At 46.5% G+C, this 14,356-nt stretch carries 9 protein-coding genes; 7 read left to right on the forward strand and 2 right to left on the reverse strand.

The window, feature by feature from the left end; all coding sequences use genetic code 11:
- Positions 1-284 precede the first annotated feature (284 nt).
- From HQN90_RS33000 to ssuE, 3 genes are all read left to right on the forward strand, one after another.
- Entirely contained in the window at positions 285-512 is a 228-nt protein-coding gene (locus tag HQN90_RS33000; protein WP_173227013.1) for a DUF7667 family protein, read from the forward strand.
- A gap of 83 nt (positions 513-595) precedes the next feature.
- Positions 596-3,796 carry a glycosyltransferase family 39 protein gene (locus HQN90_RS33005; protein WP_173227015.1) on the forward strand — a complete coding sequence of 1,067 codons (3,201 nt, stop codon included), beginning with the start codon at positions 596-598 and terminating at the stop codon, positions 3,794-3,796.
- Between the two features lie 160 nt (positions 3,797-3,956).
- The gene (ssuE, locus tag HQN90_RS33010; protein ID WP_173227017.1) at positions 3,957-4,499 is read left to right on the forward strand and encodes an NADPH-dependent FMN reductase; all 543 of its coding nucleotides are present in this window, start codon (positions 3,957-3,959) and stop codon (positions 4,497-4,499) included.
- 98 nt (positions 4,500-4,597) lie between these two features.
- On the opposite strand, the gene HQN90_RS33015 is transcribed toward ssuE, so the two are convergent.
- Positions 4,598-5,938: an alpha/beta hydrolase family protein gene (locus tag HQN90_RS33015; protein WP_173227019.1), complete on the reverse strand. Its 1,341-nt coding sequence runs from the start codon at positions 5,936-5,938 to the stop codon at positions 4,598-4,600.
- 297 nt (positions 5,939-6,235) lie between these two features.
- Between HQN90_RS33015 and HQN90_RS33020 the strand changes: the two genes are divergently transcribed.
- The 3 genes from HQN90_RS33020 (at position 6,236) to HQN90_RS33030 (ending at position 11,473) form a co-directional block, all read left to right on the forward strand.
- The gene (locus HQN90_RS33020) at positions 6,236-9,334 is read left to right on the forward strand and encodes a hybrid sensor histidine kinase/response regulator (RefSeq protein ID WP_338042418.1); all 3,099 of its coding nucleotides are present in this window, start codon (positions 6,236-6,238) and stop codon (positions 9,332-9,334) included.
- 4 nt (positions 9,335-9,338) lie between these two features.
- Complete coding sequence (locus HQN90_RS33025) at positions 9,339-10,451, forward strand: response regulator (RefSeq protein WP_173227021.1); 1,113 nt, start codon at positions 9,339-9,341, stop codon at positions 10,449-10,451.
- A gap of 134 nt (positions 10,452-10,585) precedes the next feature.
- Positions 10,586-11,473, forward strand: a complete 888-nt coding sequence (locus tag HQN90_RS33030) for a 5'-3' exonuclease (protein WP_173227023.1) — start codon at positions 10,586-10,588, stop codon at positions 11,471-11,473.
- A 316-nt stretch (positions 11,474-11,789) separates the two neighbouring features.
- On the opposite strand, the gene HQN90_RS33035 is transcribed toward HQN90_RS33030, so the two are convergent.
- Positions 11,790-12,644 carry an AraC family transcriptional regulator gene (locus tag HQN90_RS33035; RefSeq protein ID WP_173227025.1) on the reverse strand — a complete coding sequence of 285 codons (855 nt, stop codon included), beginning with the start codon at positions 12,642-12,644 and terminating at the stop codon, positions 11,790-11,792.
- Between the two features lie 179 nt (positions 12,645-12,823).
- On the opposite strand from HQN90_RS33035, the gene HQN90_RS33040 reads away from it, so the two are divergent.
- The gene (locus tag HQN90_RS33040) at positions 12,824-14,308 is read left to right on the forward strand and encodes a tagaturonate epimerase family protein (protein WP_173227027.1); all 1,485 of its coding nucleotides are present in this window, start codon (positions 12,824-12,826) and stop codon (positions 14,306-14,308) included.
- Positions 14,309-14,356: the final 48 nt, after the last annotated feature.

Genomic DNA, 14,356 nt, shown 5'->3' on the forward strand with positions numbered 1-14,356 from the left:
GAGGGAACAAAGAGTGAGGCGAATGGACGAGGAATGCCTTTTTGCAGCTAAAAAGTTTGCGTTTTAGCTGTGGAGAGGATGGGTGGGGGTTTGTTGAGGAGTTGTTCGACGGTCTCGAAAACGCCGTCTCAGAAGCAGAAAAGCGACAACCCCCCGCTGAGACTGCCAAAAAGGCAGTCTCGAGCCGGAAAGAGGATCAAATCCCATCCATCTGTTTCGTCTTTCCTTTCTTTGTCCATACTGCATAATAGTAGCTACTTAACTAGCAGGAGGGCACCCAAACGATGTTGGCTGTTCATCAACGTATGGCGGAGTTATGGACATTACGCAGAGCGCGCGAATTGACACGGGCAGAGCAGGATGAGCTGCTGCTGTGTATGGAAGCTAACGCAAGCTATGTATGGAACCGATTAAAGTTGGAAAATTTATCGCTTTGTGCATCCCTCACAAGTGACTATGATTGGCTGCATGAAATATGCGAGCGCATCGAAAAGCTTGAACCTAAGCACTGACCCCACGGTCGGTGCTTTTTTCCTTTTCTGCAAGAGTGTGGACAGGTATAATGGTAATAGTCTAATCGTTAAGGAGATGCCGCATGGTAAGCTGGTTCAAGCAAGTGGGGGAAGCCCCCTATAAGTACTTACTTCTAGGATTACTGCTATTGACCGCATTTTTGCTAAGATTATATGTTGCACCCGTTTGGGTTGGTTATGACACGGATGTTCGAACCTTTTTCGCATGGGCTGACCGCGCGTATACGGTTGGGTTATCAGGCATGTATACGAATGCCAAGGACTACTTTCTAGACTATCCGCCTGGTTATATGTATGTACTGTATGTAGTGGGGTTCCTGCACCATAAACTGTCGATTCCGTGGGAGAGCGGACAGTCCTTATTAATTCTTAAGCTGCCTGCCATTATGGCTGATATTGTATCCGTTTACCTCCTGTTTCGCCTTGCCAAGAGCTTTCGAGGCGGTGCGTGCAGCTGGCTGCAAGCTGTCGGGATTGCGGCATTGTTTGCCTTTAATCCTGCCATATGGGCGAACTCTGCGGTCTGGGGGCAGGTCGACTCGTTTTTTATGCTGTTTATTCTTGCAACACTGCTGCAGCAGCAGAGAGGGAAACTCCCGCAGGCTTCGATCTTCATCGCGCTAGCCCTGTTATTGAAGCCGCAGGCACTTCTTTTTGGTATTTTTCTTCTGATTGATGTTGTTCGAAAGCGTAATCTAATGATAGGCTTATTAAGTGTTCTAAGCGGGTTAACGACGATGACGATCGTTGCGCTTCCTTTTGCGATTGGCAGAGGATATGGCTGGTTGATTGAGCTCTATTCGGGCACCCTGTCCTCTTATCCCTACGCTTCATTGAATGCGTTTAATCTCATGGCGCTGCTGGGTGGAAATTTCATCGATATGAACAGCACGTTCCTGCACATTCCTTATCAATGGCTAGGCTGGGTACTGATGCCGTTGGCGCTAGTATACACATGCTTCTTGTATGTGCGCAGCAATGGCAGGCCCGGAGCTTTACTCTACGTGGCTTTCTTATTTATAACCGCTGTCTTTATGTGCATGACCAAAATGCATGAGCGCTATTTGCACTATGGCTTGCTGCTGGCTCTGGCCAGCTTCATTTATCTCAAGGATCGCCGCATACTTTGGGTGTTCATCGGCTTTAGCATGACTCATTTTATCAATCTTGCCGATGTGCTTCTGCGCAGCTTTCATCAGGATTATCACATCCCGCGCTATGATCCCTTGATGTTAGAGGTATCGGCAATCAATGTTCTCTTATTTATTTATGCAAGCAGATTAGGATGGAGGCTTTTCGTGGGATCACAACAAGAACGCGAGGTGGAGAGACTGAACGAGAATCAAGATCAGACTCCGCTTCGAACAGAACAAAGCAAGCTTACCCCTGCCCAACGATGGAGGGAGATTATCCAACCGAAGGAAGACGGAATCGAAAGAAGTGCCAAAGGACGATTTTTCACGAAAAAGGATGTGCTGTATCTCGGCGCCCTCGTCGTGATTTATACGATAATCGCCTTGTTCCATTTAGGGGGACATAAGGCTCCTACAACGTTCTGGAAGCCAACTCAAGCAGGGGAAGCGGTTATTGTAGACCTCGGCAGTTCACATAACATTACGCGAATTAACAGCTTTGCAGGTGTGGGTGAAGGCGCCTATTCCTTCTGGTTTTCTATGGATGGCACACAGTGGCAAGATCAAATAGCGGTGAAATCCGATCATACCAAAGTGCTCACATGGAATACGGTCGAACCTAAGAAAGATGCGCGTTACGTGAAAATGGTTATGGATGCGCAGGAAGGCGCTGCGCTGCACCTCCATGAAATCGGTATTTTCGGTGACGGCAGCTCCACGATTCTTCCGATTGCTAAGGTGACAGAGCAAGATGTAAACCCGGCTGACGAAGGGAAAACGGCTAATCTTTTCGATGAAGCCAGCGTAGTTCCATATACGCCTACGTATATGAACGGGACGTACTTTGATGAGATTTATCATGCAAGAACTGCATATGAGCATTTACACCAAATCGAGCCCTATGAAAGCACGCATCCGCCCCTTGGCAAAGTGCTTATGGCTATTGGAATTTATGTGTTTGGCCTAAATCCCTTTGGCTGGCGCATTATCGGAACCTTGTTTGGTGTCGGAATGATTCCGGTCATGTACGTATTTGCTAAGCGTATGTTTGGACGCTCGGAGTATGCGTTTATCGCTGCTTTTCTGTTGAGCTTTGATTTCATGCATTTCGCACAAACGCGAATTGCGACGATTGATGTTTATGGGGTATTCTTCATCATGCTGATGTTCTATTTCATGTATCGCTATACGACCTTAAGCTTTTATAAGGAGAAGCTGTGGACTACGTTGGTGCCTTTAGGGTTGTCCGGTCTATTCTTCGGCATTGGAGCGGCTTCCAAGTGGATTGTCATTTATGGCGGTGCAGGGCTTGCTTTATTGCTTCTCTTGTCTCTGCTCGAGCGATACAGCGAGTATAGGTTGGCGCGGCGCATTCTGCGAAATTCGGACGAACCCGATCCCGAGAGCGAGGGGGACAAGTGGACAGAAGCAGAACGCAGCCGGCTTTCGCTTGTCAGTAAGCTTTTCCTAAGAAATACGCTGCTCACATTACTTTGGTGCGTACTGATGTTTGTAATTGTACCGCTCGGTGTCTATACGCTATCTTACATTCCATTCATGATGGTGCCGGGGCCAGGGCATGGGCTGAAGGATGTCGTGACTTATCAAGTACATATGTACAAATATCACAAAGATCTCGTAGCTACGCATCCGTTCTCCTCGCCATGGTGGGAGTGGCCGTTAATGCTTCGTCCGATCTGGTATTATCAAGCAAAGCTGATGCCGCAGGGCATGCTTTCGAGCATCGTTTCGTTCGGCAATCCACTGGTCTGGTGGCCAGGATTTGTTGCTGTGATCTACTCGTTCTACGTTGCCTTTAAACGCAAAGATAGAATTTTGAGCGTGCTGCTCATTGCGTACTGCTCGCAGTACTTACCTTGGATTCTGGTGCCAAGGCTCACTTTTATTTATCATTATTTCGCGATGGTTCCCTTCCTAGTGCTGATCTTGACCTATTATATTAAAGAGTACTTGGAACAAGGACCGCTGCATAAAAGACGATGGGTATATGGCTATTTGGCTGGTGTGCTTGTCTTGTTCGGTCTGTTTTACCCTATTTTATCAGGGATGATAATTCCCTCTGCGTACTCCTTCTTCCTCCGGTGGCTGCCGGGCTGGAATTTCTTTTAAACAAAAAGTGTTGACGTTCGCAATAGGCAATGGTAAAATTATTCCAAGTAAAATACTATGAATTAACTAAGTCGACCTGACAACTGGAGACTCCCACTTTGTATGAAGCAAAGAAAGTGGAGTCTTTTTTTTAACCTAAACCTAATGGAGAGTGAACCGTATGCCCAAAGTAGTCATTATCTCAGGAAGCCCAACGCCCACGTCCCGTATACATGGTGTTATTGAAGTAGCGAAAGCCGCGCTCATCGAAGCGGGTATCGAAGTAGATTGGATTAAAGTTCGCGATATTCCAGCTGAAGATTTGCTGTATGCGAAGTTCGACAGTGAAGCGATAGTGAACGCTAACGCGCTTGTTGCCGGAGCTGATGCTGTATTCGTTGCAACGCCGGTATATAAAGCTTCTTATACAGGCGTCTTGAAAGCTTTCCTTGATCTGCTGCCGCAAAAAGGACTTGAGCGCAAGGTCGTGCTTCCGCTTGCTGTAGGAGGAACTATTTCTCACTTGCTTGCGATTGATTACGCTCTGAAACCCGTGTTATCTGCACTGGGTGCACAGAATATTTTGCAAGGCGTTTTCGTATTGGATAAGCAAGTTACATGGGGGGAACAAGGACAAGCGATTCTGGATGATGAAATTTCCGCTCGTTTGCAGCAGTCGGTAGCTGACTTCATTCAAGAAATAAAGTGGCATACAAGCCGTTAAGATTCGAATTTGGAAAACCGTCGCCAGCACCTTTGCTGGCGGCGGTTTTTTTGCATAGTGACGGACATTTTCCATATTCATGCTGCTCAACGAACAATTCACAGGGTCGTATGGAGCCAGTCGAAAATGGTCTGATGAAGCAGACGCATTGCGCCCATATGGCAGTGCTCGTCTGCACCATCAGCGTTCCGCATCAATACATGTTTGTATGGAGCTTTTAGCTCGGACGCAAGCTTGCTTGCCTGGCCCTTGAACACAAGGTCGTTCTCTCCCTCCAGAATTAGAGCGGGGGACTTGATCTTGTGCATGTCTTCGGTGGTGAGGGCAAACTGTCCGCTTTTCCGGATATATGCCGGTTCGTTCGAAGTGCCAAATACCCACACGCCATTTTGCAGCGCCCAGCGGGCGTAGGTGTCGTGTTTTTTGATCCATTCAAGTACGGGTATCGCCTGCTCATCGCGTCCGGCTTTGATCCACTCCACGAGGAATTCCGGAAGCGGAGGATACGTCGCGAAAAAGCTCGTCATACCGTCGTCGAGCACGATGGCTGCCGGACGATGATCAAAGGCCGCTGTGCGAGCGCACAGATATCCGCCCATGCTGTACCCGAATAGCACCATTTTGGACTTGTCGACTTCTGGACGTGTCTCAGCATAATCCATGACTGGACCAAGCACTGCTTCCCAGTCCGGACGGAAGGGAATACTCTTCTCGCGGATCATGCGTCCCGTACCGGGACCGTCATACAGGATCACGTTGAAACCGCGCCGCAACGCGGCTGCGCCAATGACGAAATAGCCTTCCTCTGTCGTCGAGTCAAATCCATTGGTATAAATGAGAGTCGGCCGGGGTTTGCCGCTGTCGTCCACGAGGAGCAAGTATCCGGGGAGCTTATCTTTGCCGTAAGGGATGGAGATCTCCTCGAAGGGACCATCCAGCAGTTTGCCCGCCTTCACAAACGCCTCGCGAGACAGACCGAACAGCTCGGGAACGTGCGGATCGTTCAGGGGTTCCTTGCGACGGTAAAATTCAGCGCTGCGATAGTAGGCCGAAGCGCGCAAGAACGCCTCCCGTGCGCTGATCTTGTCTCCATACTCGAAGGAATAGTTGCCGCGTTCATAAATACGGTCTGCGGTAGCCTTCCACTCCCTCATCCATGCTTCTTCATCACCCTCCGGGATTGCGGCAGCGGTCAAGAGCACTTCGTTGAGATCGGCGCCGTTGTCAACCGCGAATCCAACTGCACGCAGCGTTTCGAAATGAAATGATTTATCTTTGAAAAAGAAATTCGTGAGAGAAACTCCATACGTCGGTCCACGATAGGGGGCTGGATATGTTAGGGATAATGCGGCTGGTGCATACATTTGAAGTGTTGGTTCCATAAAACTAACTGGGTATTCATAACACCAACAGTGATTTAGATAATATTGTTGGTACATGTTCTCCTCCTGCTTTCCAAATCATTTTCTCAGGCAACTCATTAAAGAATAGGTTAATATCATGCACAGTCTACAATATGGGAATTAGGATAGAAAAGTGTTTATTTACGAAGCAAATACGCCACGTGGCGCAACTAATTGCTAGGGCAGGACATCAAGCCAGCTTCCATTAACCGTTTTTTACTCAAACAGCGTCTCAACTTGCTATAATAGGACTACATATCATCTTGTGAGTTTTTTGTGAGTTTGAAATGATAGAATCAAACGTAGCGAATTTCGAAGAAAGGAGGAGCTATCGTGAAGAGCTTTCCTAGACGCATAGGAATTATTCTGTTTTCTCTTTTCTTAATCTCATTATTTCTTAGTCTCTATTGGCAAATGCTGCCTAATCATGTTACTGAGCCTGCAAAGCGAGGTGTCCTGGATTTAACCCACTGGGACTTTCATAAACAAGGCTTGGTCACTCTGGATGGCGAGTGGGAATTCTATGAAGGAAAGCTGTTGGAGCCTATTGATTTTCAATTAGGAGAGCGAAACGATGTCTCTTATTTACCTGTTCCTGGTACTTGGAGGGGCAAAAATAAAGATGGGGGCATGGCGGGAAAAGGCTATGGAACCTATCGTCTCAAACTGCTTGTGAATGCTTCTGACGATATCTACGGTGTGAAATTGAGAAGCATCCGGATGTCTCATCGTTTATATATAGATGGCAAGCTGGAAGGAGAGAGCGGGCACCCTGCCGCAACGGAGGCAGCCCATCGACCTGGCAACACGCCATACAGCGCTTTTATTCATCCGCAAACCAAAGAGATTGAAATTCTGATTCAAGTATCGAACTATGTGTTTTTTACCGGTGGTATCGTGAATTCTATTCAATTTGGATGGTATGGGGACATCATGAATCTGAATACGCTGCTGATGGGCAGTGACCTAGCGAGCATATTGCTGCTCAGTATATTCGGAGCATATCATCTGAACCTCTATTTTCTTCGGAGGCGTGAGAAAATCTACTTGACCAGCGGTTTGTATTTATTCTCGCTGTCCTTCGTCCAGCTGCTGTTTGGCGAGAAAATTTTTCAGAGAATGCTCCCAGGCATCCCTTTTGAGATTGTCTACAAGGCGCTGGATGTAGGTGAGTTTGTAAGCTCTGTGCTGAGCATCCTTTTTTTCAGTTCGATTGATAGCAGGCTTCTTTCGAAGCGAATGATCATGTGGCTGGTCTCACCGCTTGTGTGTTACATAGCAGCCATTTTTGTTTTGCCCTATGCCATTTACAACGAAGTGAGATATATGTTCTTTCTGTATATCGCACTCGCTCCTCTTTTCATATTTGGTAGAATGATCTACTTATACAGGAAGAGCCAGAGCGGAACCTCGGAACGCAGAGAACTCATTTTGTTTATCTTTGTAATCATATCGCTAATGATTTATTTGGTGGATAGCTCTTTGTATGCAGAAAATGTGGTTACTTCGGATGTCTTGAGTAAAATTGGCGTTATTTCTTTCATTACACTGATGAACATCCTGCTTGCCTTGCGGTTCACGAACGCTTATGAGAAAGCGGAGATGCTGACGCATCAACTAACGGTTTCCAATCAGCTCAAAGATGAGTTTCTCATGCATACGTCGCATGAGATCAAGACTCCTTTGCACGGAATTATGAACATAACCTCTTATTTACTGGATGACGACGAGCATAATTTGTCTTCCAAGCAAAAACAGAATCTTTGGCTAATCAAGGATACTTCGGTCAAGCTGTCGATGCTCATGCATGATTTGATAGATGTGACTCGTTTAAAACACGGTCAGCTGCGTTTGAATATGACTGCTGTCAATGTAAGAGCGGTGACGCAGATCGTATTCGATGTTTTGCAATTTGAGCTTGCGGGCAGGGCGGTGCGGCTGGATAATCAGGTTCGGCCGAATGTATGGGTGCAGGCAGATGAAAGCCGATTGCGGCAAATTCTGTACAATCTGGTGCACAATGCGATTAAGCATACGGAAATAGGGGAAATCAGCGTTAGGTCAAGAGTTTCGAATGGGATCGTGAATATTTCAGTAACAGATACAGGGATTGGGATTCCGGAAGACAAGCACACGAAGATTTTCGAGTATTTTGAGCAGGTTGATCAGGTGCTGCCTGACGATGGATATTTGGGCATGGGGGTTGGCTTGTATATTAGCCGCCAGCTTGTCGAACGTATGGGGGGAGACATACAGGTTGAATGGTCGGATGTCGGAGAAGGGACTCGCATGGCGTTCACGCTGCCTTATGAAGAGAACTTTCCTGTTCATCATGCGCTCAACAATGCGAATGCGCATCGCGAACATACGTTCGAGGAATTTGACTCGCTTGATATTTTGGAAGAGCATGCCTATACGGTCTTAATTGTGGATGATGAAGCCTCCAATATTCATACCTTGCTGAATATTTTGAAAAGACATCGCTATAATGTGATAGCTGCTTTCTCAGCCAAAGAGGCATGGGTCAAAATCAAGGAGCATCCTCAGGTCGATCTCATTATTTTGGATGTGATGATGCCCGGCACATCGGGCATTGAGCTTTGTCGCCAGCTGCGCTCTCAATACTCGATTCTGGACTTGCCTATCTTATTCGCAACAGCGAAGGATACTTCGCAGGACATCGCTATGGGCTTCAGGGCGGGAGCGAACGATTATTTAACGAAGCCGTTTGAAGCCGAAACGCTTATCGCCAGAATTCAAACGTTGATTGCTATGAAAACCTCGATCCAAGAGGCTATCCGTCATGAACTTGCCTTTCACCAAGCGCAAATTAAACCGCATTTTCTGTATAATGCGCTTAGCAGTGTCATCTCCTTTTGTTATACGGACGGCGAGAAGGCGGCGTATTTATTATCGCGGCTCAGTCAATATTTGCGCTATATTTTGGACATGGACCGCAACGATGAATTCGTTCCTCTCCATCAAGAATTGGAATTGATTGAAGCCTATGTTGAGATTGAAAAGGCTCGCTTCGGGGAGCGCTTTGAATTTGTCTGTATTGTGGATGAAAGTTTGAAAAATGTCGCAATCCCCTCTTTATGCATTCAGCCGTTTGTTGAAAATGCCATTCGTCATGGTTTATTCGAGAAGGATGGATATGGCAGAGTGACTTTGACGATTCAAGAGGGCGATCGCTATTTGCAAATCACCGTGCATGATGATGGTGTGGGCATCCCTGATGATCTGCTCTATCGGATTGTCAGCACCGAGAAACTAAACGGCAGCATAGGGATTTCCAATATCCGCATGCGTCTGAATGCGATTGCTGGCGCTACACTGGATGTCCAATCGGAGCTTGGCTATGGAACAAAGGTGAAGATGTATTTTCCTTTAGCGAAAACGGATCAAGTCCGTATCATAGAAAGGAGGTAAAGCGATGTTCAATGTTATTATCGTGGAAGACGAAAAGCCGATTCTTGAATTAATGAAAGTCATTATCGGAAGAAATTCACATTATGCTATTATTGGCGCCTTCAGCAATCCGCTTGAAGCGCTCGCCAGCTTTCCAGAGCTGCGTCCCGATATCGTTTTTCTTGATGTAGAGATGCCTAAGATTAACGGTCTTGAGCTTGCGGCAAGAATGAATGAAATCTCCGATCAGACCAAAATTATTTTTACGACGGCTTATAAGGAATATGCGTTGGATGCTTTCAAGGTGTATGCTTTTGACTATATTTTAAAGCCGATTACACCTTCAGCCCTTGATAAAATTACGAATCGCCTTCTCAAGCTAGAGCTCATCCCAGCAACCATGAAACCGCAAGCGCAGTATGCTTCGATTCGTTGTTTCGGCGGCTTCGAGGTCAGAAATCCACAAGGTAAGCTTGTCCGCTGGCCTACACGCAAAACAGAGGAATTGTTCGCTTTTTTTCTGTGCCACCCTAATCAGGATATTAGCAAGTGGCAATTGAGTGATATCCTGTGGCCTGACATGAATGAGGAAAGGGTCACGCATAACTTGCACAATACGATTTATCGTTTGAAGAAGATGATGAAAGAGCAAGAGACGGGCATGGACATTGTCAAAATCAATGATGGGTACATGCTGGATACTTTAAGCTCCACCTACGATCTGCTGGAGTTCCCCAAGAATGAAACGGCGCTATTGGAATGCTTGGAGGATGCAGCGGTGTCGGAACGATTGTGCTCCCTATATCAAGGGATCCTTCTGGATCGGAAGGATTATCTATGGAAGGTACAACTTGAGGTCGGATACAGCAAGCAGTACACATTGCTTGTCCGCAGTTTGATTGACAGAGACATGGCCAAGCATGAATACAGCAAGGCCGAGCAGAAACTGGAAACATACCTGACCCAGTATCCATTGAATGAGGATATGCAGCAGTTGTTAATGGATATTTATGTGCATAGCGGGAAGAAGGAACAAGCAGCGAAGCAATATGACAGATTTGAAACGCTGTACCAAAAGGAGCTTGGGATAGAGCCCCCGATGGAAATGAGAATGAAAGTTGCGGCTTATCTTAATTAATTAGGCTCGATTAAATTGTCGAATCCACGTGCGTGTTGCCGCAGATAATGGAGAATTTTGGGTTGGAGACTCTTGCGGCAACGTGATACTATGTAGGTAGTGGAAGAAATCAGTTTCGGAGTGGAGAGATCAGGTTGAGCGACGAGAACAAAAAAGTTTTATTAGTCGATGGGATGGCACTTCTTTTCAGAGCGTTTTATGCGACTTCCTATTCGGGGTATATTCGCAAAACGAGTAAAGGCGTGCCTACCAATGCGGTATATGGTTTTATTCAATATTTTTTTGATGCAATAAGCACGTTTAACCCTACGCACGTCATTTGTTGCTGGGATATGGGGAGCAGTACATTTCGCAATGAGACCTATAGTTTGTACAAGCAAAATCGGATCGAAGCTCCGCTTGAGCTTTTGCCCCAGTTTAATTTGGTCAAAGAGGTAGTAGCCGAGATGGGTGTGCCCAATATTGGTTTAGTCGGCTATGAAGCGGATGACTGTATTGGCACGCTGGCCAATAAACTTCAAAGTGACTCCGAAGTCTACATTTTAACCGGGGATCATGACATGCTGCAGTTAATTACCGAACAAGTTAAGATTGTCATTATGAATAAAGGACGATCCAATTACACGGTGTATGATCTAGAGACCCTTTATACCACGAAGCAGCTAACTCCTCTTCAGGTCATTGATATGAAGGCGTTCATGGGAGATACCGCAGATAATTATCCAGGCGTTAAGGGGATCGGCGAAAAAACGGCGCTTAAGCTGTTGACAGAGTATAAATCGGTCGAGGGATGCCTCGAAAGTCTGGAGATGCTCCCTGCGAGTGTCAAGAAAAAGATTCAAGACAACTTGGACATGCTGCATCTCTCGAGAGACCTCGCGCGTATTCGACTGGATGTCCCTGTGGAGTGCGCTTTAAATGATTGCCTGTGGGCTCTTCGTCATGAGGCTGCCGCAAGAAAGTTCGAAGAATTGGAATTCGGCGGCTTGGTGAAGGTGCTGGCTGAGGTCGTAAATGGTTAAAGGCAAGTACACAAATTACAAATAACGTGAAAAACGCCTCCCAAACCACTACCTAGTGGGGATGGAGGCGTTTTTTGGTAGGCTAATTTACATCAGTGAAAATTCCTGCGATTGTGCAGGCATTTTAGGCATTTTGAGCCGGAAATGGATAATAAGTCAGAAAAAGATGCATTATCGCAGGAATATGCCTCCAACGGGTGAAATCAAGCCAAAAAGGATGCATAATCGCAGGCTTACCTAGAGGACAGTCGCATCCAGCGGCAATGCAGCTTGCTCCAGCTCATAAACGAGCTGAGGTTCACTTAGCTACTTGAGCTTAACTACTTGAAGAATAGCGGGATTGCCGATAGCGAAGCGGCGTCGTTTTGGTGATTTGCCGAAACATCCGGCCGAATTGGACCAAAGAGCCAAAGCCCACTTGTTCAGCAATAAGAATCACTTTCATATTGGTTTGGGTTAACAGTTTTTGGGCTTCTTGTACACGAACAAGACTGACATACTCAACCATGGAAAATCCGGTGATTTCCTTGAACATTCGGCTTAAATAGGCCGGGCTGATTTCAAACCGCTCAGCAAGCTCTTCCAAGCGGATTTGTTCGCCGAAATGGGTATTGATGTAGCGTACAATGGTGGAAATTTTGCGATGCAGAGGGGATACATGTTCAGGCGAAGTGATCGGATGTATACGCATATATCTCGCTGTGAATAACAGTAGTTCTGCTAAATACTGCCGCAGGGAGAAGATTTGCCCAAGCTGAGGCACTTCTGCTTCATGGAGCATTTTGCCCAGCATATCCTCAACTAAGCGGCGAGTCGGCAGATCCAGTCGGAGTACGGGAGTTTTGTGCGTAAGCGCATCGAGCAGGTAGGGCGCATCCTTGATGGCATTTTCCAAGAAACTATCGCTGAAATTGATCACGACGCGTGCATGTCCTAATTTATCCGAGTCTGAGGTTGCATGCACATCACGGCGATTAATGAGCACGAGATCTCCAGGAAGAATCAGGTAAGAACGATCACGGATGAAATACATGCGTTCGCCTTCATACAAATAGTAAATCTCGTACATCTCATGCAAATGCTGAGTCCGTTCAAAAGAGCCGGAACGATGAATATGTTGGATATAAAAGGGACCTTCTTCTTCATTGCCAAAGGTGACGGTGCGAGACATAGCTTGAACTCCTTTTGAGTGCAATCAGTAACGAAAATAGTATAGCATGATTCTTGTGAAAAATATGAATAGTTTTTGCCGAAAATAGGAATAGATGAAGAGAAAACGCTCCTTACTTGCGATATGATTAATTTATAGGTAATCAGCAAACGCTTGCAAAATAAGGGAGGATTTACTTCATGGAACAGCTTATCAAAGCAATTAAATCAGGCAATATCACGTCGTTCTCTTCACCGAGTGTTCACGTATATGAAGCTTCATTGACACAAGTAGGCAAATCTTCACTCCTTTTGGTACGGACAGAAGCGGGAAAGAAATTAATCGTTGTTGGTGAAGGCGAACTGTTTGATCAATTGCAAGGGGAACTCGTTGACGAGGGGAAGGTAGCACCGTTATCTCATGAAAATCGTTTGACACTTAATCAATTTTTGCCATATACAGCTCCACAAGCCTTTGGAACGCAAGTAGCTACCATGGGACTAGGGGACCGTCTTGGAATTGCCAGCCCTGGCCATATTCAAACTATTCGCGGCAAAGATATTCGTCCTGTGCTGGCCCAGCAAAGTATCCGCGAGCTTGCGCTAACGGGCCGTACGTATGAGGATGTGCTGGATGCTGCTGCTTATGCCGTACTTCAAGAAGGCTACAAAGACGGCTATGGCGCGGACGGCGACCATTTGAAGAAAGAAGAAGACATCGAGTATGCGCTGCGCCTAGGGTTTACGATGCTGACACTGGACTGCTCAGAAAATATTGACAATACGATCGAATCCTTGACGGAAGCGGAAATCGCAGCCAAATACGAGCAGCTTCCTGCAAGTTTGCGCAGCCATTATGAGCAGCGTTACTTACAAACGGCACCTAATGTGCCAGGCGCTGCGTTAGCGTATACGCCGGAAGCATTGAAGAAAGATGTGCTGATCTATGACGCTGCGATTAATTTCATGGAAGCGATCTTCCGTAAATACATCGTCACGTTGGATCGTGCAGTCGATTTCGAAATTTCTATTGATGAAACAGCGACGCCTACCTCGCCGGAAGCGCACTATTTGGTAGCGAATGAGCTTCGCGATCGCGGGGTTACGATTTTCAGCATGGCGCCGCGCTTCTGCGGCGAATTCCAGAAGGGAATCGACTACATTGGCGATATCGCGCAATTTGAGCGTGAATTAGCCAGCCATGCGGCGATTGCCGTACATTTTGAATACAAGCTGAGCATTCATTCCGGCAGTGATAAATTCAGCGTATTCCCGCTGATCGGGCAATACACGAACGGTTTGTTCCATATCAAAACAGCCGGTACGAACTGGCTTGAAGCGGTACGCGTTGTAGCGAAGGTCAATCCTTCTTTATACCGCCGTATGCATCAGTATGCGTTAGAACATTTCAGTGAGGCGACAGCTTATTATCATGTAACGACCGATATTGACGCTATCGTCCCTCTGGCTGAAGTGAGCGATGCGGATCTGCCGAACTACATGGAAGAAAACAATGCCCGCCAGCTACTGCACATCACGTACGGCTTGCTTCTGCAAGCTAAAAATGCCGATGGCAGCAAGCAATTCGCAGATGAGTTCTTCCAAACGCTGGCCGAACAAGAAGATGTCTTCGCTGCGGGACTTCGCCATCATATTGGCAGACATTTGGAATTGTTAGGCAAATAATAATAAGAGCTGGCCTCCATTAGGAGGTCGGCTTTTTTCTATCGCTTG

It is taken from the genome of Paenibacillus alba (assembly GCF_013204855.1).
GTDB lineage: Bacteria > Bacillota > Bacilli > Paenibacillales > NBRC-103111 > Paenibacillus_E > Paenibacillus_E alba.

Excerpts from the sequence above, each read along its gene's own strand:
- HQN90_RS33000 (WP_173227013.1), top strand. The coding sequence starts at position 285 with ATGTTGGCTGTTCATCAACGTATGGCGGAGTTATGGACATTACGCAGA.
- HQN90_RS33005 (WP_173227015.1), top strand. The coding sequence starts at position 596 with ATGGTAAGCTGGTTCAAGCAAGTGGGGGAAGCCCCCTATAAGTACTTA.
- ssuE (WP_173227017.1), top strand. The coding sequence starts at position 3,957 with ATGCCCAAAGTAGTCATTATCTCAGGAAGCCCAACGCCCACGTCCCGT.
- HQN90_RS33015 (WP_173227019.1), bottom strand. The coding sequence starts at position 5,938 with ATGTACCAACAATATTATCTAAATCACTGTTGGTGTTATGAATACCCA.
- HQN90_RS33025 (WP_173227021.1), top strand. The coding sequence starts at position 9,339 with ATGTTCAATGTTATTATCGTGGAAGACGAAAAGCCGATTCTTGAATTA.
- HQN90_RS33035 (WP_173227025.1), bottom strand. The coding sequence starts at position 12,644 with ATGTCTCGCACCGTCACCTTTGGCAATGAAGAAGAAGGTCCCTTTTAT.
- HQN90_RS33040 (WP_173227027.1), top strand. The coding sequence starts at position 12,824 with ATGGAACAGCTTATCAAAGCAATTAAATCAGGCAATATCACGTCGTTC.